The 18,336-nt window shown below is 70.9% G+C and carries 13 protein-coding genes and 1 pseudogene; 9 read left to right on the top strand and 5 right to left on the bottom strand.

Annotated elements, in window-relative coordinates; translation table 11 throughout:
* Positions 1–76: 76 nt before the first annotated feature.
* Together GQF42_RS03650 and GQF42_RS03645 are read right to left on the bottom strand one after the other, a co-directional pair.
* Entirely contained in the window at positions 77–568 is a 492-nt protein-coding gene (locus tag GQF42_RS03650; RefSeq protein WP_233273217.1) for a hypothetical protein, read from the bottom strand.
* 969 nt (positions 569–1,537) lie between these two features.
* Positions 1,538–1,804 (bottom strand): annotated as a pseudogene (locus GQF42_RS03645) (LysR family transcriptional regulator); the annotation flags it as partial.
* Positions 1,805–2,463: 659 nt separating this feature from the next.
* Here GQF42_RS03645 and GQF42_RS03640 point away from each other — a divergent pair.
* Positions 2,464–2,985 carry a transglycosylase SLT domain-containing protein gene (locus tag GQF42_RS03640; RefSeq protein WP_158917547.1) on the top strand — a complete coding sequence of 174 codons (522 nt, stop codon included), beginning with the start codon at positions 2,464–2,466 and terminating at the stop codon, positions 2,983–2,985.
* 411 nt (positions 2,986–3,396) lie between these two features.
* Here the strand turns inward: GQF42_RS03640 and GQF42_RS03635 are convergent, their stop codons facing one another.
* Positions 3,397–3,936 (bottom strand): DUF2332 family protein, encoded by a 540-nt coding sequence (locus GQF42_RS03635; protein ID WP_267906121.1) that lies wholly within the window; start codon positions 3,934–3,936, stop codon positions 3,397–3,399.
* 449 nt (positions 3,937–4,385) lie between these two features.
* Positions 4,386–5,045 (bottom strand): TetR/AcrR family transcriptional regulator, encoded by a 660-nt coding sequence (locus GQF42_RS03630; RefSeq protein ID WP_158917557.1) that lies wholly within the window; start codon positions 5,043–5,045, stop codon positions 4,386–4,388.
* Positions 5,046–5,165: 120 nt separating this feature from the next.
* Here GQF42_RS03630 and GQF42_RS03625 point away from each other — a divergent pair, with 120 nt between their 5' ends.
* The 5 genes from GQF42_RS03625 to GQF42_RS03605 all read left to right on the top strand — a co-directional run bounded on the left by GQF42_RS03625 (position 5,166) and on the right by GQF42_RS03605 (position 9,763).
* On the top strand, positions 5,166–6,125 hold the full coding sequence (locus tag GQF42_RS03625; RefSeq protein WP_158917555.1) for an alpha/beta hydrolase: 960 nt from the start codon (positions 5,166–5,168) through the stop codon (positions 6,123–6,125).
* Positions 6,126–6,150: 25 nt separating this feature from the next.
* The gene (locus GQF42_RS03620; protein WP_233273216.1) at positions 6,151–6,540 is read left to right on the top strand and encodes an aldo/keto reductase; all 390 of its coding nucleotides are present in this window, start codon (positions 6,151–6,153) and stop codon (positions 6,538–6,540) included.
* A 124-nt stretch (positions 6,541–6,664) separates the two neighbouring features.
* Positions 6,665–7,429, top strand: coding sequence for an NAD(P)-binding domain-containing protein (locus GQF42_RS03615; protein ID WP_158917551.1), 765 nt, complete (start codon positions 6,665–6,667; stop codon positions 7,427–7,429).
* A 155-nt stretch (positions 7,430–7,584) separates the two neighbouring features.
* Complete coding sequence (locus GQF42_RS03610; RefSeq protein WP_158917549.1) at positions 7,585–8,502, top strand: NADP-dependent oxidoreductase; 918 nt, start codon at positions 7,585–7,587, stop codon at positions 8,500–8,502.
* Between the two features lie 739 nt (positions 8,503–9,241).
* Positions 9,242–9,763, top strand: a complete 522-nt coding sequence (locus GQF42_RS03605) for a transglycosylase SLT domain-containing protein (protein ID WP_158917547.1) — start codon at positions 9,242–9,244, stop codon at positions 9,761–9,763.
* Positions 9,764–9,830: 67 nt separating this feature from the next.
* Here GQF42_RS03605 and GQF42_RS03600 read toward each other — a convergent pair whose 3' ends face one another.
* Entirely contained in the window at positions 9,831–10,682 is an 852-nt protein-coding gene (locus tag GQF42_RS03600) for a LysR family transcriptional regulator (RefSeq protein WP_158917545.1), read from the bottom strand.
* Positions 10,683–10,776: 94 nt separating this feature from the next.
* On the opposite strand from GQF42_RS03600, the gene GQF42_RS03595 reads away from it, so the two are divergent.
* The 3 genes from GQF42_RS03595 (at position 10,777) to GQF42_RS03585 (ending at position 18,298) form a co-directional block, all read left to right on the top strand.
* Positions 10,777–11,298: a cupin domain-containing protein gene (locus GQF42_RS03595; RefSeq protein ID WP_199272559.1), complete on the top strand. Its 522-nt coding sequence runs from the start codon at positions 10,777–10,779 to the stop codon at positions 11,296–11,298.
* Positions 11,299–11,301: 3 nt separating this feature from the next.
* Positions 11,302–11,664 (top strand): DoxX family protein, encoded by a 363-nt coding sequence (locus tag GQF42_RS03590; RefSeq protein WP_158917541.1) that lies wholly within the window; start codon positions 11,302–11,304, stop codon positions 11,662–11,664.
* A 379-nt stretch (positions 11,665–12,043) separates the two neighbouring features.
* Positions 12,044–18,298 carry a non-ribosomal peptide synthetase gene (locus tag GQF42_RS03585; RefSeq protein WP_233273215.1) on the top strand — a complete coding sequence of 2,085 codons (6,255 nt, stop codon included), beginning with the start codon at positions 12,044–12,046 and terminating at the stop codon, positions 18,296–18,298.
* Positions 18,299–18,336: the final 38 nt, after the last annotated feature.

Raw genomic sequence — 18,336 nt, 5'->3', positions numbered from 1 at the left:
TCGGTCAAGGGGTGGAAATGGAGTCCCCGGCCCGATTCCGGCGGGCCGGGGCTCCAGATCGTGTCGTCGTTTCGGCTCAGTCGTCCTCGTGGTGCCGGATCGCGCGAAAGCTCGCGATGATGCCGTTTTCGATGTAAATGCCGTCGACGTGGGGGGTTTCGACTCCGAAGCTGGAGCTGTAGGGGCCGACGGTGGCGATGGGGGCGCCGTCGTCGCAGACCGCCCCGCGGAAGACCTCGACCTTCGCGTGGCTTTCGTTGCGGATGTTCAGGGTCTTGGCGCCGAGGCCGCTGACGACGGTGATGCAGTCGCCGGGGTGGGAGGAGTACGACCGCTCGTTGACCAGGATCCGGCCTTCCTCCTCATGACGCCGGCCCTCGTGCCCTCGGCCCTCGTCGCCTCTGTCCTCGTTGCCCCGGCCTTCGTTGCCCTTGCCTTGACCGGAGTCGCCACCGAAGGGGGCGGCAGCAGGTGGAGCCACCTCCGGTGCAGCGGTGGGGACGGCCGCAGCGTAGGTGATACAGGTCGCGGCCAGGGTTGCGGCGGCCGAAACAGCGGCGGTGACCATGGTGGAACGGGCGACCTTCATATCGCTCTCCTGTCTCGCGCTCTCCGAGATGCCGGCCCGTCAGCCGGCTGCGATCAAACGTACCCACAGCTGTCATATCAGTCATATCGGCATACTGGCGCCAGGACGCCGATCGGGGTATATCCACCCCTGTTTGACGCTCCGTCGGATTGTCAAATGGCCCATAGAATAGGCATATTGACGGACCATTAGGCTGTCCGGATGATCTGCTGACGCCCGGTCACCCCTCACCAGCGGCGTGTTGTTGCGATCGCCATGGGATGAGCCGTGTTAGGGGGCCGGGCGCCGATGAATCTGTGCGGTGGTGTGCGGCCCGACCCGTGGGCATCACTGGGGCTCGGCGGATGGGCTGGGAGGGGCAGCGGGGTTGTCTGGCCAATCCGTCGATGGCGACGTGCTGTTGGCGTCCAGGTCGTGTGGCTCCTCGGGGGGGGGCTTGGTCCCGCTGGCCGGTGTGTGTGGCGGTGTTGATTTCGGGTGGTGCTGTGTCAGTTGTTGTCAGTGCCGGGCGGGTTGTTTCGGCTGGTGGCGGGTGGGGCCGGGGGATTTGTCGTCGTAGCGGGGTGCGGCTGTGCACGCGACGTGCCGTCGATTCCGGCGTGGGGCGGAGAGTCGTGCCGACGGGTTGGGGTCCTTGCATTGGTCTCGGTCGGCCGGGTGGTGCGCGTCGTGGTGTCGGGCTGTTCGGGCGGGCAGCCGTCGTGGGCCGATGTGCTGGTCCGCGGGGTTGACGTCCTGTGACCGGCTTGGCCACCACCGGCTGCGCGGCTGCCGCGTGCTCGCGCCGTACTACCTACGGCCCGGGCCCGGCTTGGGCCCGTCTTCGTGTGGTGTGTCTCAGGGGCGGAGCGCGGTTCGGAAACGGGAACAACTCGTGGGTGGCGCAGGGGTTTTCGGCCTTGGGCGTGCCGGGTGTCGTCACTGCGCGGTCCGGGGGACGGGGACCCGTCAGACAGCGGCCGGTGGTGCGAACAGTTGCTGGACGGTTTCGGTGGCCAGGTCGCGCAGCCAGGTGTGGGCGCGGTCCTCGTCGTAGCGCTGGTGCCACAGCAGGTACAGCGGGACGTCGGGCATCTCGAGGGGCAGCGGCAAGGTGATGAGGCCGAGCTGTTCCCGCATCGTGCGGGTGACCGCGTCGGGAAGGGTGAGGACCAGGTCGGTGTCGAGGGCTAGTTGCAGGGTGAACGCGGCGGTCGGTCCGGCGGCGACGACGCGGCTCGGTGACCTGGGCTGGCAGCCCGCGTGGATCGAGGACCTCGGCGACATCACCACAGCACGCGCCACCGAGGCCATGATCCTGGTCGTACCCCACATCCTGCGCCGGCGCGGTTCCAGCCCTTCGCTGTCTCCCTCACCCGCTGACCCCATCGGGGCAAGCGCCATTTCGGCGGTCTTCCACTGCACCCGTCCGCTTCTCCGGGCTTCTGCGGGCTTCGTCCTCGTGTGCTCGTTGGTGGCCTGGGCGCGGGTCGGGGCGGGCGACGCCCGGCTTGGGTGGGGGTCCGGAATCTGGTCTCGGTCGGGTGGTGTTTGCCGCCCCTGAGGGGCTTGATCGCGTGATGTGACCCATAGGAGGCAGATCACATCCGATCCGGGATCGTAGGACGGGAACGCCCTGAACAGGACGTGAAAGCCGCATAGCGGACCATAACGGGCATTTCTCCGATGTGGGGTAGTACGTCACATCATTGCGCCCCGCCCGGCCGGTCGCTAAACATTGCTGTCGTCGCCGGGAGCCAGGCGATGGACACCAGCCGGAACCCCCGGCCACCTCCACCCACTCCTGCTCACGCACCAGGGCCCCCTACAGGCCCCCGCGCAGCCCCCAGCAGGGCCGGCGCCGACGATGTCCCCCAGCGGAAAGTTACTGACGCATGACCATGACCACTCGCACCGCCCGCCTGCGCACCCTCGTCGTCACCGGCCTGGCCACCACCGGCTGCGCCGCCGCCGCCATCACCCTGATGCCGGCCACCGCACAGGCCGCCGAGGCCACGCAGGCACCCACCGCCCACACGGTCAAGGCCACCGCCGGATACAGCCGCACCACCACCGCCCAGACCAGGACCGGCTCCGGCAGCAACCTCGACGGCTGGATCAAGCAGTCCCTGCAGATCATGAAGGCCAAGGGCATCCCGGGCAGCTACGAGGGCCTCAAGCGCAACATCATGCGCGAGTCCGGCGGCAACCCCGCCGCCCAGAACAACTGGGACGTCAACGCGCAGAAGGGCACCCCCTCCAAGGGCCTGCTCCAGGTCATCGACCCCACCTTCAACGCCTACCACGTCACCGGCACCGCCCACAGCGTCACCGACCCCGTCGCCAACATCACCGCAGCCGCCAACTACGCCGCCCACCGCTACGGCTCCATCGACAACGTCAACTCCGCCTACTGACCCAGGCCACCGACAGCCGTCTGAGCAAGCGGCTCCTTTCGAGTCACGCGCAAGATCGCGTCGGCGAAGGGCTACCTGCCGTCGAGCGTGCCCCGGGGGACGTCGCTCCGTCGTCCCAGCATGGCCGGTCCGGCGCGGTTGTGCCGTCGGGCCGGACGCGCGTGGCGACCAGCAGCCTTCCGCCGGCTCCCAGAGGCATTCGGTGTCGTCGAGCCCCGAGAGTCGGGGGCGCAGTTGATGATCCCGCGCCAGGTGAGCTGGTGTGCGAGCCTGCGCAACCGGTCAGCCGGCGTTGTGGCTTGCTCGGATCGTCATTCCCGGACCGCTCTCTCCTCGCTCCCACCAGGACCAAAATGGACGGCCCGTAGGGCGGATGGTTCCGCCGATGCCGATGCCGATTCGGCGCCACGGTCAACGGGAGTCTGCCGGCCACGCCAACATGCGGCCCCGCGACCAGCAGCGGCCAATGGCCTCGGCGCGCTGAGCCGACCAGTCGAACACCGCCAGACCGATGATGCTGTGGCCAGAGGCTCGGCGATCGCCCAGTGTCGTTATCGTCGGGGCGACTCCGACCCCTTCTGCTGACACCCACGCCACTGCCCGGTCGGCCGCCGCTTCGTCGAGGCGATGCAGGAAGCGCAGGCGGCCCTCGAGCGGGAAGCGCGACAGTGCCCATGTCGTGGTGACGACAGGCAGGACGTCCGCGGGCACACGGGCGAAGGCGTCGGGCAACACTTCGTCGGCGTCACCGTGCAGCAGTAGCGGAGGCGCCGCCGCCACCAACGCCATCTCCGCTTCCAGCTTTGCGACCCGCCCCGGCTGATCGGGCCACAGGCAGGCGCGCAACCATCGGGCGTCGTCCGCGGCGGTCACGTCGACCGGATCGACGTCGATGCCGATGCGGGCGACGACCTGGGGGATCGCCCGCATCGGTATGGGCCGATCTCCCACGATCGAAGACGGGGGTGCCGCTTGCGCGCAGGCGCCGTCTCGATGGCGCGCAGCGCCTCGTCGGACTCGCGCACGGCGACGGCGACGCGCTCGTACAGCGGCGAGGTTCCGACGGCGTCGACCTCACCGAAGCGCCGGTGCACCTGAGCGAGTGTCCGGGTCCTGTCCGTGGGTGCGACGCGTCCTGCGGTCGGTCCTGGTATCGCGATGATTCTAGCCATTGGAAGAGGTAAACCGGCCTCCCTGCCGAGCAGTTGAGCTTCGTAGGGGCGTTGGGCGAGCGCGGCCTGGTCCTCATCCGCCTGGTCCTCATCCGCCTGGGACGTGGCCGTGCCGAGGCCTCGACGGCCTCGTGCGACCTCGCATCCGCGGCAACGGACCCATCGCATCTGACGCTGACCGAAAGCGCCCTCAGGTCGCCCACGGACCGGTGACCGGCAGGAGGTCGCCTAGCTCGGGCAGATCGCAGCCTCGATGTGGGCGAGGTGGGCGGCGAGGATCTCCTCGAACGCGGTGCGGCGGTCTGCACCGAGGGGGCGGATGCCGCGGGCGTAGTGGGCCAGGGCGGGAAAGCGTTCGGGGTCGGCGCCCAGCACTGCGACACGGAACTGCTCCATGCCCTGTTCGTACTCTTCGGCGGTGATGGTGCTGACGCCGGCCTCGGCGGCGATCAACGCGGCGAGGAGGACCACGATCCGGTGGTACCGCGGCGGGATCTCCTGATCGGACAGGCCCGAGGCCCGCAGGGACTGCAGGATCTCTTCCATGACCAGCCGCGATCCGGTGCCGCCGGACGCGTAGCGTCCCCAGACCGTAGCGAGTTGGGGCTGCTGGCCGAAGGCTTCGCGCAGGCGAAGGGCCGTGGCAGTGATGCGCTGCTTCCAGTCGCCCTCGGGGCGGTAGCCGTCCATGGCGGCGGCCAGGATCCGGTCGGCGACCGCGCGAAGCAGTTCGGTCTTGTTGCGGAAGTGCCGGTAGAGGCTGGAGGAGTCGGTCCCGAGCGCCGCCGCGAGCTTGCGCACGCTGAACGACTCGGCGTCGCTCGTACGCAGCAGTTCCGCCGCCGTGTCCAGGATCTCCTCGGTCTCCCAACGCCTTCGGCCTGCCATTTCGCCCCTCTCGTCCGGGCCCAGTCTAATCCATGCACTTGCTGTTGCACGCAGCGCGTGCATACTAAGGACGCGTGCCTGCCGGAAGGCAAGGCCGGGAGAAGAAGGGGAGACGCAGACATGAACCGGACCACAGCTGTGACACGCCCGCCGGAGCCGGACTTCGAGGCGTTGACAACCGCGGAACTGATCGCCTATCGCGAAGCGGAGAACCGCTTCCGGGCATCCGACGAGGCGCGGGCGATCATCGGGGAGCCGGACCCCGGCGCCGCGATCGAGTGGCGTAAGGTCGCGCTGCCCGGGCGCGACGTCCCGGTCCGGGTGTACCGGCCGGCGTCGACGGGTGACGCCGACGCCGCCCGAACCGACCTGCCACTCGTGGTCCATGTCCACGGAGGCAGCTTCGTGGGCACGGCGGTGCAGTGCGACTGGACCAACAGTCACCTCGCGGTCCGACTGCCCGCGCTCGTCGTCTCGGTCGAACACCGCCTCATCGCCCCGGACAGTCCACTCGCGAACGCCGCCGACGACGGCTGGGACGTGCTGCGGCACGTGGTGCAGCACGCTGCCCAGTGGGGTATCGACCCGGCGCGCACGGCCGTCTTCGGCGAGAGCTTCGGCGCACTCGTCAGCGCCCTGACGGCGATCCGGGCCAGGGAGGAGGGTCTGCGCCTGGTGGCGCAGGTGTTGGTCAACCCCGCGGTAGATGTGACCGACACGATGTACGACTACCCCTCGATCGCCGAGTACGCCTACAGCCCGACCCGCGCCCTGCCGCAACTTCGACTCCTGCAGCGGCTCGCCGTCCCCACGGGAACGGACGCCCGGGCATTCTCGCCGCTCTACGCGGACGACCTGAGCGGGCTCGCTCCGACGCTGCTCGTGGTGCCTACCAAGGATGCGGTCGCCGATCACGGCCGCCGCTACGCCGATCGGCTGCGGGCCGCCGGGACGTCCGTGCGGCTGACCGAATACCCGGGCGCCAGGCACGCATTCCTCACCCTGCCGGGAGTGGAACCGCAGGCCGGAGCCGCCCAGGCGGAGATCCTCGCGTTCCTTCGCGCGACCCTGGCCAAGTGACGGAGGTCCTTTGTACACCCATACCTTGAGCGCCTACAGCCCCCTCGGCCGCGGCCTGCTCACCGGAGCCGTCCGCGCCACCACCTCGTACGACAGTGGCGATTTCCACGCCGCCGCGCCCCGCTGCACCGGCGACAACCTCAAGGCCAACCCCGCCGTCGTCGACGCCCTCACGCAACTCGCCGCGGCCAAGAACGTCAACGCCCAGGTCGCCCTGGCCTGGCTCCCCACACGCGGCAGCGACGTCATCCCCATCCCCGGCAGCTCGTGCCGCCCGCACCTGCGCGACAACCTGGCCACCCTCGACCTGCAGCTGACCACGACCGACCTCGGCCGCATCGACGCTGCCGTCCCCACCACTGGCGCTCAAGGGGCGCGATACGGCGACCACGGCATCGGCACGATCGACCAATGAGACCCGGAGTCGGGCATGCGCGGGCGGAGTTCGTCGGGCCCTTGCGAGATGTCCTCGCCGCATGACTCGATATGACTCGAGGGAAGGCACTCCGATGGCACCACGCACCAGGGAGGAAGGCACAGTGAAACGCATCGGCATCATCGGTGTGGGAGAGATCGGTCGGGCCATCGTGACGAGCCTGCGTCACGGAGGCGACGAGTCGACAGAGGTCTTCCTCTCCCCCCGGGGCGCCCGCGCGACCGCGGAGCTGTCCGAGCGCTACGAGGGCGTACGGGTATGCGTCGACAACCAGGAGGTGGTGGACCGCTCCGAGCTGGTGATCATCGCCGTACGGCGCCAGGACTGGCGCGATGCCCTGGCCGGAGTGCGGGTGGACGACGACAAGATCGTGGTCAACGTGATGGCCGGCGTCGGCAACGACGACCTGCGCAGGACACTCGCCGCCGGCGTCCCACTGGTACGGGCCATCCCCCTGCCGGCCATCCGCGAACGCCGCTCCGTCACAGTGGTGTACCCCTCGCACCCCGAGGTGAACTCCTTCTTCGATCGCTTGGGCGGGGTGCTCCCGGTCGCGGACGAGGCCGCCTTCAACGTCTTCTCCGCGCTGACCGGGACACTGACCACCCACTACGCGTATCTCGCCACGCTCACGTCGTGGGCCGCCGGCCAGGGCATCGCCCCCGAGGACGCGGACCGCTACGTCCGCAGCCTCTTCCAGGGCGTGGGCCGCTCCCTGAGCGACGAGACCCGCTCCCTGCACCAACTCGCAGCAGACCACGAGACCCCGAACGGAAGCAACGAACGCATCCGGACCACCTGGTTCGACCAGGTCAACTCCCAGGCCCTGACCGGTGCACTCGACGCGCTCCTGATCCACCTCGCATAGCCATGTCGGCAGCACCGTGGCGTCGCCGTGGACGGGTGCGTCTGGGAATATGGCTCTGTTTCTGAGTAGTTGAATGTGCCGGCACGGTCGATGTGTGGCCATCCGGGGCGTGGCCGTCCAGGGCTTCTTGAGCGAGGAAGTGCGGTGATCACGCAATGAAGGCAGTGCGGTTCCACGCGTACGGCGGCATCGATGTGCTGCGGGTGGAGGAGGTCGAGCGTCCGGTGCCGGGCCCCGGGCAGGTGCTGGTCGAGGTTCGCGCGGCCGGGATCCAGCCCGGCGAGGCGCACATCCGTGACGGCTCGCTGCACGCGCGCTGGCCGGCAAGGTTCCCCTCCGGGCAGGGAAGCGATCTGGCCGGCGTCGTGGTGGAGGCCGGCTCTGAGGTGCGCGGCTTCGCAGTGGGCGATGAGGTTCTGGGTTTCACCCACAACAGAGCGAGCCACGCGGAGTTCGTCGCGGTCGACGACGTGAACGTGGTCTCCCGTCCTGAGGGTTTGCCCTGGGCTGTGGCCGGGTCGTTGTACGTGGCCGGCACGACCGCATACGCCACCGTGTTCGCGGTGGACCCCGGACCGGCCGACACGGTCGTGGTGTCCGGTGCGGCGGGTGGCGTCGGGTCTCTGGCCGTGCAGCTCGCGAGGCGGCACGGTGCCACGGTCATCGGACTGGCAAGCGAGCGGAACCACGCCTGGTTGAAGGGCCGTGGTGTCATCCCGGTCGAGTACGGAGATGGCATGGCCGAGCGGATTCGGCAGGCTGCCGGCGGGCACGTCGACGCGTTCATCGACACGTACGGCGACGGCTACGTGGAGCTGGCAGTGGAGTTGGGCGTGCGGCCTGAGCGGATCAACACGATCCGCGGTTGGCGGGCCGCGGCCAAGGTCGGTGCGCGGACCTATGGAGAAGGCTCGGCTGCGTGCGCGGTTGTGCTCGGCCAACTCGCCCGTCTCGCCGCGCGCGGGGAACTTGAGGTCCCGATTGCCCGCACCTACCCGCTGGACCAGGTGCAGGACGCGTTCCGCGAGCTCGAACGGCAACACACCCACGGCAAGATCGTGCTCCGGCCGTAGCCCCGGCTTGATCGGCGGTGGTGCCAGTGGTCAGGACGGACAGCGGCGCACACGCTCCCGACGTGCCGATCTGCCGACATATCAACGTGCCGACGTGCCGGCCTGTCGAGGTTCATGAGTACGTCGGTGGTCCTGCTGACGGCACGAGGCCCCGAGTTTACGGAGTGTGCTCTGGCATGGGCTTCGCGGCGGCTTGCTTCCTGTCGCGTCGGCGACGTTCCCGGCGTTCTCTGGTCAGCCGCGTCCGGCGGTCGTCACGTGCTCGCCGTAGGTCTGGGGGCGGCCCCGGCGAGTTCGGTCAGGGTCTGTAGGGCTGGAGGCGGCCCGGTGAGCTGCTGAGTTCGGCGACCTTCTTCAGTGGGTCCGCGGCCAGGGTCGAGGCGATCAGGGACGTCCGAGCGGGTTTGAGGGGCTTGATCGCGTGATGTGACCCATAGGAGGCACATCACATCCGATCCGGGATCGTAGGACGGGAACGCCCTGAACAGGACATGAAAGCCGCATAGCGGACCATAACGGGCATTTCTCCGATGTGGGGTAGTACGTCACATCATTGCGCCCCGCCCGGCCGGTCGCTAAACATTGCTGTCGTCGCCGGGAGCCAGGCGATGGACACCAGCCGGAACCCCCGGCCACCTCCACCCACTCCTGCTCACGCACCAGGGCCCCCTACAGGCCCCCGCGCAGCCCCCAGCAGGGCCGGCGCCGACGATGTCCCCCAGCGGAAAGTTACTGACGCATGACCATGACCACTCGCACCGCCCGCCTGCGCACCCTCGTCGTCACCGGCCTGGCCACCACCGGCTGCGCCGCCGCCGCCATCACCCTGATGCCGGCCACCGCACAGGCCGCCGAGGCCACGCAGGCACCCACCGCCCACACGGTCAAGGCCACCGCCGGATACAGCCGCACCACCACCGCCCAGACCAGGACCGGCTCCGGCAGCAACCTCGACGGCTGGATCAAGCAGTCCCTGCAGATCATGAAGGCCAAGGGCATCCCGGGCAGCTACGAGGGCCTCAAGCGCAACATCATGCGCGAGTCCGGCGGCAACCCCGCCGCCCAGAACAACTGGGACGTCAACGCGCAGAAGGGCACCCCCTCCAAGGGCCTGCTCCAGGTCATCGACCCCACCTTCAACGCCTACCACGTCACCGGCACCGCCCACAGCGTCACCGACCCCGTCGCCAACATCACTGCAGCCGCCAACTACGCCGCCCACCGCTACGGCTCCATCGACAACGTCAACTCCGCCTACTGACCCAGGCCCAGACGACCGTAGCCACAGGCGTCCGGTGTCGCTCTCGAACAGGGGGCGGGGGAGTGGTTCAGTCGCGGTAGGCCGCGATCGCCATCCGGACGAACGACGTGATCAACGGGTTCGCGTTGCCCTCTTTCCAAGCTGTCACGACACGACTTGGCGCCATGTCGATGACGGGCACCACAGCCAAGTCCTCGCCCGGGCTGTGTTCGAGCGGCGCGATACCGACGGTTCCGTTCCAGAGCACAGCCTGCAAGCACTCCTGGACGCCGCGCACGACAGGGCCCTCGCGGGGTTCTCCGCCGTTCCAGTACGTCTGCCAGAGCGGATCGGTGTTCTTCGGGAACTGGAACCAACGTCTGCCGGCCAGGTCGGCCAGTGTCAGACGAGCGTGATCGGCCAGTGGGTCGTCAGCGCGCAGCACGGCTCCCACCGGGTCGGCGCGCAGTTCTCGCACCGTCAGCCCTGTCTCGTCGAACGGCCCCCGGGTCAAGGCGACGTCGACGAGTCCGGCGCGTAGTCCGCAGGTCGGATCGGTCAGGTCGGTCTCACGGACGTGGACCTCGACGCCTGGATACCGTCGGCGGTACGAGGCGGCCAGCCGTGTCGCCCCAGGATCGGCGCTGTCGCTCAGGATGCCGACGGTGAGGGTCGCGGGTCCGGCTGCCGCGGCCACGCGCAGCCGCACGCTGTCGACCCGGTCGAGCAGGACACGTGCCTCGTCGAGTAGCAGCGCCCCGGCTGGGGTGAGCGCGACACCTGCGGCGGAGCGGTGCAGCAAGGTGGCGCCGATGTCGGTCTCCAACCGCTTGACGGCCCGGCTCAGCGGTGGCTGGCTCATGTGAAGCCGGGCCGCAGCACGGCCGAAGTGGAGTTCCTCAGCGACAGCCACGAAATAGCGCAGCGTACGTACCTCCATGGCCAGCAACGATACTCATGCGGTATCGGGCCGATCCAGACGGTATTGGACGGTCCAGTCGCCCGGGTCCTTCAATCGGAACATGACGGATCACATGACGGATCAACCGAAGGATCAACCGACGGCCGGGCAGGCGAAGGCCGATCCCGCCGTGTCCGTGGTCGGCCCGGGCGAAGGCGAGACGATCGTCCTGGGGACCACGCAGATGCGCATCCTCGAAGACGGCAGCAACACCGGGCACCGCATCGGATTCGCCGAGTCCGTCCTTGCCCCCCATACTCCAGGACCGCCGCAGCACCGTCATGCCCAGCACGACGAGGGCTTCTACGTTCTCTCCGGCATGGTGCGGTTCACGGTCGGCCACCAGAGCTACGACGCGACCGCAGGCACGCTCGTCATGGTCCCGCCCGGCGCCCCGCACACCTTCGCCAATCCAGGCGACGAACCAGCCGTCATGCTCAGCACGTTCACTCCGGACCTGTACGTGCAGTACTTCCGGGATCTGCGGGACATGATCTCCGGCGGGCAGCAGCTGACCGCACAGGCGAGCATCGCCACCATGAGCCGCTACGCCACCGAACCCGCGACCGACTTCGCCCCGAGGCCGGAAGCCTGAACCATGCACGTCGCATATTGGATCACCGCCGGCCTGCTCGCGATGTTCTACCTCTGCTCGGGCGGACTCAAGTTGCTCCGGACCAGCGAGCAGCTTCGGCCGATGATGGCGTGGGTGGACAGCCTGCCGATGCCGGTCGTCCGGGCCCTCGGGGCAGTCGAAGTCCTGGGCTCGCTCGGACTGATCCTGCCTCCTGTGACCGGCATCCGGCGGTGGCTGGCCCTTGCCGCGGCGATCGGGTTCGTCGTCCTGCAGATCGGTGCGACCAGAGTGCACGTGAGCCGTGGAGACCGCCGCATCGCTCTCAACCTCGTGCTCTTTTGCGTTGCGGTCGTGACCATGTGGCTCTCAACTTCCTGGCTGTAGGTCTCGCCCGGCCGCCGAACCGCCCTGTGGGACGAGAACGCCCGTCACGAGCCGACCACCCGTGCGGCCCGGCTCGCGCGGGACGCCGGAGCGCTCACCGCCCTTCCCCTCTCCGACTGCCTTTCTCGCCAACCTGCATGTGTACACCGCCGAGTTCGCCGCCCGGTAGAGGCTGCCGATCGAGGCGACGGCGGTCACGCAGGTGACCCGCCACCGGCAACCCCCGGCAACCTCGCGGCCGGAACAGCAGCGCGGTCTGCCGCCGGTGCTGCTTCTTCTTCCCTATGGGTGCCACCCAGCCGACGGCAGGCTGCTGCAAAACACGGCTGGGAGGCTCACAGTGACAACAGGTCCGGCCCCTGAGGGGGCACCGAACGACGTGGACACCCGCACGGCATCCTTCGCACAGCGTCGGCTGTGGTTCATGGACCAGCTGGCGGGTTCGTCCACCGGATCGATGCTCCCGCTGGTCCTGCGGTTGCGAGGGCGCCTGGACGCGGACCGGCTGGAGCGGTCGCTGTCCGGGATCGTGGCGCGCCACGAGGTGCTGCGCACCCGGTTCACGGCCGTGGACGGGGAGCCGGTGCCGGTCGTCGACGATGTCGGGGGCTTCGTGCTGGAACGTGCCGAGGTGGCCGGGCCCGACGCCCTGTTCGCCCGGTGCCTGGGCCGTCCCGTGGACCTGTCGGCACAGCACCCGCTCCGGGCGACGCTGGCCCGTGTGACGCCCGAGGAGCACCTGCTGCTGGTCGAGGTCCACCACATCGCCGTCGACGGCTGGTCATGGGGTGTCCTGCTGGACGAACTGGCCGCCGGATACCGGGGCGAAGCGGTGGCCGCGCCCACCGTGCAGTACGCCGACCTCGCCCGCGTACAGACGGAACGCCTGCGCGGTGAACGGCTGCGCGGCCTGCTCACCCACTGGCGGGACCGGCTCACCGGGCTCGCCCCGCTCGAGCTGCCCACCGACCGGCCGCGGCCCGGCGTCTGGGACGGCGCCGGTGACGTCGTCCGTTTCGACCTGCCCGCCGAACTGGTCTGCGCCGTCGACACCCTGGCCCGCTCCCGGCGGGCCACCCGCTACATGCTCCTGCTGACCGCCTACCAGGTGCTCCTCGGCCACTGGTCCGGCCGCACCGACGTCGCGGTGTGCAGCACGCTCGCCGACCGCGCCCAGCGGGGCGCCGCCGCCCTGATCGGCCCGCTCGTCAACACCGTCGTCCTGCGTACCGACCTGTCCGGCGGGCCCGGCTTCGCCACGCTGCTGGACCGGGTGAGGGCCCGGGTGCCCGGGGACCTCGCGCACGCCGAGGCGCCCTTCGACCTCGTGGTCGGCGAGCTGGGCGGCTCACGCGACCTGTCCCGGCACCCGCTCGCCCAGGCGTCGTTCACCCTGCTCAACTCGCCGATCCGCCCGGTACGGATGCCGGACCTGGACGTGACGCTGGTCGAGCCGCCGCTGACCCAGACCCCGCTCGACGTGTTCCTGGACCTGACCCTGCGCGCGGACGGCAGCATCGCCGCCCTCCTCCAGTACGCCACCGCGCTCTTCGACGCCGCCACGATGCGCGCGTTCGCCCGCGCGTACGTGGCCCTGCTGCGAGCCGTCCTGACCGATCCCGACACGCCCGTGCAGGACCTGGTCCGTGCCCTGCCCGTCGGTCCCGGCGCGCCGGCCCGCCCCCGCCCCGAATGGCACCACGCCCCCGACCGGCCGACCGGCCCACCGCCTCCGGTCGTCTTCTCCGGCAGGCCCGGGACGACCGCGCTGCTCTGCGGCGACGACCGCGCCACCTACGCGGAGCTGGACGCCATGACCGGCGGACTCGCCGTCGCGCTCGGTGCGGCCGGGGTCGGCGCGGGCAGTCCCGTGGGCGTGCTGCTGCGCCGCGGTCTGTGGTCGGTGGCCGCCGTCGAAGGGGTCTGGCGGGCCGGTGGCGTGTACGTGCCCCTCGATCCCGAACTGCCCGCCGAACGGCTGCGGTTCATGGCCGAGGAGGCCCGCCTCGCCTGTGTGGTCACCGACCCGGCAACCGCGGCCACCGCCACCGCACTCGCACCGGCAGCCGTCGACGTCACGACCGTCGCACCGGCCCCGGACGGCCCCCGTCACCGGCCCGACCCGCGCGAACTCGCCCACGTCGTCTTCACATCCGGCTCCACCGGGCGGCCCAAGGCGGTGGGCGTCGAGCACGCCGCGCTCGCCTCCCACGTGAGCGCCGCCCGCCGGCGTCTCGGCTTCACCGCGGCCGACCGGGTCCTGGCCTTCGCCTCCTTCTCCTTCGACGCCTCCCTGGACCAGGTGCTGCCCGCCCTCGCCTCGGGCGCCACCGTGGTGATGCGCCCCGACGAACCCTGGCTGCCCACCCAGGTGCCCGAGATCGTCCGACGGCACGAGCTGACCGTCGTCAACGTGCCGCCCACGTACTGGGCGGAACTGACGCTCTCCCTGGACCGGCGGCTGGCCGCGGCCCTCGCCTCGCTGCGTCTGCTGGTCCTGGGCGGCGAGGCCGTCCCGGCCGACACGCTCGCCACCTGGCGCGCGGCCGTTCCCTGGGTCCGCGTGTGCAACGCCTACGGCCCCACGGAGACCACCGTCACCGCCACGACGTACGACGTCGACGATCCGCCCGCCGACAGCGTGCCCATCGGCCGGCCGCTGGGCGACCGGCGGGTGTACGTGGTCGACGCGCAGGACGCGCCGGTGCCGGTCGGGGTCTGCGGTGAACTCCTCATCGGAGGCACCGAAGTGGCCCGAGGCTATCTGCACCGGCCCGCGCTGACCGCGGAGCGCTTTGTCCCGGACCCGTTCGGGCCGCCCGGCGGGCGTCTGTACCGCACCGGCGACCTGGTCCGCTGGAAGCCGGGCGGAGACCTGGAGTTCGTGGGGCGCCGCGACGACCAGGTGAAGATCCGCGGCTTCCGGATCGAACTCGGCGAAGTCGAGACGGTGTTGCGCGCCTGCCCGCTGGTCGGCGCGGCGGCCGCCCGCCCGGACCGCGCCACCGGACGCAGCCTGATCGGCTATGTCGTACCGGCCCCGGACGCATCCGCCGCACCCGACCGCGCGGACCTGCGCGCCTGGTGCGCGCGCTACCTGCCGCACTACGCCGTGCCCGCCGACTTCGTCGTCCTGGACGCGCTCCCCGTCGGCGTCTCCGGCAAGTTCGACCGCTCCGCCCTGCCCGACCCGGACCACACCCGCCGCGCCACCGGGGCCGCCCACACCGCGCCGCGCGACGAGACGGAGCGGATCGTCGCCGAGGTGTGGGCCGACGTCCTCGGCCTGGACCGGATCGGCATCGACGACAGCTTCTTCGACCTCGGAGGGCACTCCCTGCTCGCGACCATGGCCGTCTCGCGCGTCGCCCAGCGCCTGGGCCGTGAGATCGAACTGCGCACCGTCTTCGAGAACCCCACGGTCCGGGGGTTCGCCCCGCGCGTGAGCGCCGCGCACGCCTCCGGTGCCACCGAGGTGGTCCCGGTCGACCGCGACCGGCCGCTGCCGCTGTCCTTCGCCCAGGAACGCCTGTGGTTCCTCGACCGCACCTCCGAGCGCGGCGACTCCTACCTCCTGTGGTATTGCTGGCGGGTGCGCGGCGGCCTGGACCGTACCGCCTGGCAGCAGGCCCTGGACGACCTGGTCGCACGGCACGAGGTCCTGCGCACGGCGCTGATCGAGTCCGACGGCCGCCCCGTCCAGCAGGTCTGCGACCCCGTGCGCGTCCCGCTGCACTGGGAGCGGGCACCCGAGGCCCCGGACGAGCAGGCCCGGCTGGACGCAGTGCGCCGGCAGGCCGGGGACCTGGCCACCCGCCGCTTCGACCTGGCCCGGCCACCTCTGCTGCGGGCCGGTGTGTGGGAGCTGTCCGGCGACGACCACGTCGTCCTCCTCGCCCTGCACCACGCCGTCACCGACGGCTGGTCCAAGGGCGTTCTGCTGGACGAACTCGGCCGGCACTACGCGGCCCGGCGGGCGGGCCGCAGCGCCGCACTGCCGCCGCTGCCCGTGCAGTACGCGGACTTCGCCGTATGGCAGCGCGACCGCGCCGACAGCGGCGCCCTGGAGCCCCAACTCGCCTATTGGGAGCACACATTGACGGGCGCTCCGGTGCTGGAGCTGCCCACGGACCGGCCCCGGCCGGCCGCGTTCACCGGCCGGGGCGGAGCCGTCGAGGTCGACCTGCCCGCCCGTCTCGTCGAGCGCGTGGACGCCTGCGCCCGTGAGCGCGGCGCCACCCGCTTCATGGTCCTGCTGGCCGTCGCCCAGGCGGCGCTGGCCCGCTGGAGCGGCCGGACGGACGTGTCCGTGGGCACCCCCGTCGCGGGGCGCGGACGGCTCGAGCTGGAACCGCTGGTGGGTTTCTTCGTCAACACCGTCGTCCTGCGCACGGACCTGTCCGGGCGTCCGACCTTCGGCGGTCTCGTGGACCGGGTGCGCGACGTCGTACTGGGCGCGTTCGACCACCAGGAGGTGCCGTTCGAGCGGGTGGTGGAGCGGCTGCGCCCGGAACGTGACCTGTCCCGCAACCCCTTGTTCCAGGTCATGGTCGACGTCCAGGACGCCACGACGGGCCGCTCCGGCCTGCCGGGCCTGGACGCCACCGGCTTCGCACTGCCCTGGGGTTCGGCCAAGTTCGACCTGACCGCGACCTTCGTGGTTCAGCGGGACCGGTTCGCCCTCAACGTCGAGTACGCCGCCGACCTGTTCGACCCCGCCACCGCCACCCGGTTCGCCCAGCACGTCGGCCGGCTGCTGGAGGCCCTGCTCACCGGCCCCGGCGTCCGCGTCGACGAGGCGTCCCTGCTCACGGCCGGTGAGCGGGACCACCTGGTGGCCTCGGCGGGCGGCGACGCCCCACCCGCGGCGCGGTTCCAGGTCGCGGGCCGGGCGGCTGCGCCTGCCGTCGTCTGCGAGGGCACGGCACTCGACCACGCGCGGCTCGACGCCCTGACCGGCGGGCTGGCCACCGCGCTGGCCGACGCCGGAGCGGCTGCGGGCGACGCCGTCGGCGTGTGCACGGGCCGGGGCGTGTGGTCGGTGGCGGCGATGCTCGCCGTGTGGCGGGCGGGCGGCGTGTACGTACCGCTCGATCCCCGACTGCCCGAGGAACGCCTGCGGTTCATGCTCCAGGAGGCCGGAGTGCGGCACGTGGTGTGCGACGCGCACACCCGGGACACGGTGGCCGCGCTCGGGGCCGCCACGGTCGGCGTCGACGGCGTCCGGCCCGCCCCGGGCGGCCCCCGGCACACACCCGATCCCCGCGACCTCGCGTACGTCATCTTCACCTCGGGCTCCACCGGCCGCCCCAAGGCCGTGGGCGTCGAACACCATGCCCTGGACGCCCATGTGGCCGCCGCCCGGGAGAGATTCGCCCTGAGTGCCGACGACCGCGTGCTCACCTTCGCCTCGACCTCGTTCGACGCCTCTTTGGAACAGATCCTGCCTGCCCTGAGCACAGGGGCGACCGTGATCGTGCGCCCGGACGAGATCTGGACACCGGAGCAGCTCGCCGACCGTGTCGCGCGGGAGCGGGTGACCGTCATGGAACTCACCCCGTCCTACTGGGCGGAGCTGGTGGCCCGCCTGGACACCCTGGCGCCCCAACTGAGCTGCCTGCGGCTGCTGGTGACGGGCGGGGAGGCGCTGCCCGCCGATTCTCTGGAGCGCTGGTTCGCCCATCTGCCCGGCGTCCCCGTGATCAACACCTACGGCCCCACCGAGGCGGTGATCTCCGCCACCGCGCACACCCTCGGCACCGTCCCGCCGGGCCGGGTGCCCATCGGCCGCGCCCTGGGCAGCCGCCGTACCTACGTGGTCGACGGCCTGGGGGAACCGGTCCCGGACGGCGTGCCCGGTGAACTGCTCGTCGGTGGGCCGGAGTTGGCGCGTGGATACCTGGGGCGGCCGGCCCTGACCGCCGTCCGGTTCGTGCCCGACCCCTTCGGCCGTCCGGGCGGCCGGCTGTACCGCACCGGCGACGTCGTACGCCGAGTGCCCTCCGGCGAGCTGGAGTTCCTGGGCCGCGACGACGACCAGGTGAAGATCCGCGGGTTCCGCGTCGAACCCGCGGAGGCCGAGGCGGTCCTGCGCGGGCACCCCGGAGTGACGGGTGCGGCCGTCGTCGTGCGCACCCTCCACGGCGAGCCCGCACTGGTGGGATACACCGCGGGCGGCGGGGCGACGGAGGAGTCCCTGGAGGCGCACTGCCGGGCTCACCTGCCGCACTATCTGGTGCCGTCGGCTTTCGTGCTGCTGGACGCCCTCCCGCTGACCGTGCAGGGCAAGCTGGACACCGCCGCCCTGCCCGAGCCCGCCACGCACGCACCACAGGCCTTCGTGGCGCCGCGCACCCCGGCGGAGACCGTCGTCGCGCAGGTGTGGTGCGAGGTGCTGGACCTGCCCCGGGTCGGCATCCATGACGACTTCTTCGTCCTGGGCGGCCACTCCCTGCGTGCGGTCGCGGTCGCCTCCCGTCTGCGGACCGCGTTCGACTGCCCGCTGGAGGTCCGGGACCTCTTCGAGCACCCCACCGTGGAACGGCTGGCCGCCGAGGTGGAACGCCGGCTGCTGGAACTCATCTCGCAGATGAGCGACGACGAGATCGACCTGTCCCTGACCGCGGACCTCTGAGGGCCTCACCGCCCCGACACAGGCTTTGTCCAACGGAG

The sequence above is a fragment of the Streptomyces broussonetiae genome, assembly GCF_009796285.1.
In the GTDB taxonomy this organism is placed as follows: Bacteria; Actinomycetota; Actinomycetes; order Streptomycetales; family Streptomycetaceae; genus Streptomyces; species Streptomyces broussonetiae.
The sequence above is the reverse complement of the archived record's forward strand: the minus strand, read 5'-3'. Positions and strand labels throughout refer to the sequence as shown.

Excerpts from the sequence above, each read along its gene's own strand:
- GQF42_RS03650 (WP_233273217.1), bottom strand. The coding sequence starts at position 568 with ATGGTCACCGCCGCTGTTTCGGCCGCCGCAACCCTGGCCGCGACCTGT.
- GQF42_RS03640 (WP_158917547.1), top strand. The coding sequence starts at position 2,464 with ATGACCATGACCACTCGCACCGCCCGCCTGCGCACCCTCGTCGTCACC.
- GQF42_RS03630 (WP_158917557.1), bottom strand. The coding sequence starts at position 5,045 with ATGGCAGGCCGAAGGCGTTGGGAGACCGAGGAGATCCTGGACACGGCG.
- GQF42_RS03625 (WP_158917555.1), top strand. The coding sequence starts at position 5,166 with ATGAACCGGACCACAGCTGTGACACGCCCGCCGGAGCCGGACTTCGAG.
- GQF42_RS03610 (WP_158917549.1), top strand. The coding sequence starts at position 7,585 with ATGAAGGCAGTGCGGTTCCACGCGTACGGCGGCATCGATGTGCTGCGG.
- GQF42_RS03605 (WP_158917547.1), top strand. The coding sequence starts at position 9,242 with ATGACCATGACCACTCGCACCGCCCGCCTGCGCACCCTCGTCGTCACC.
- GQF42_RS03600 (WP_158917545.1), bottom strand. The coding sequence starts at position 10,682 with ATGGAGGTACGTACGCTGCGCTATTTCGTGGCTGTCGCTGAGGAACTC.
- GQF42_RS03595 (WP_199272559.1), top strand. The coding sequence starts at position 10,777 with ATGACGGATCAACCGAAGGATCAACCGACGGCCGGGCAGGCGAAGGCC.
- GQF42_RS03590 (WP_158917541.1), top strand. The coding sequence starts at position 11,302 with ATGCACGTCGCATATTGGATCACCGCCGGCCTGCTCGCGATGTTCTAC.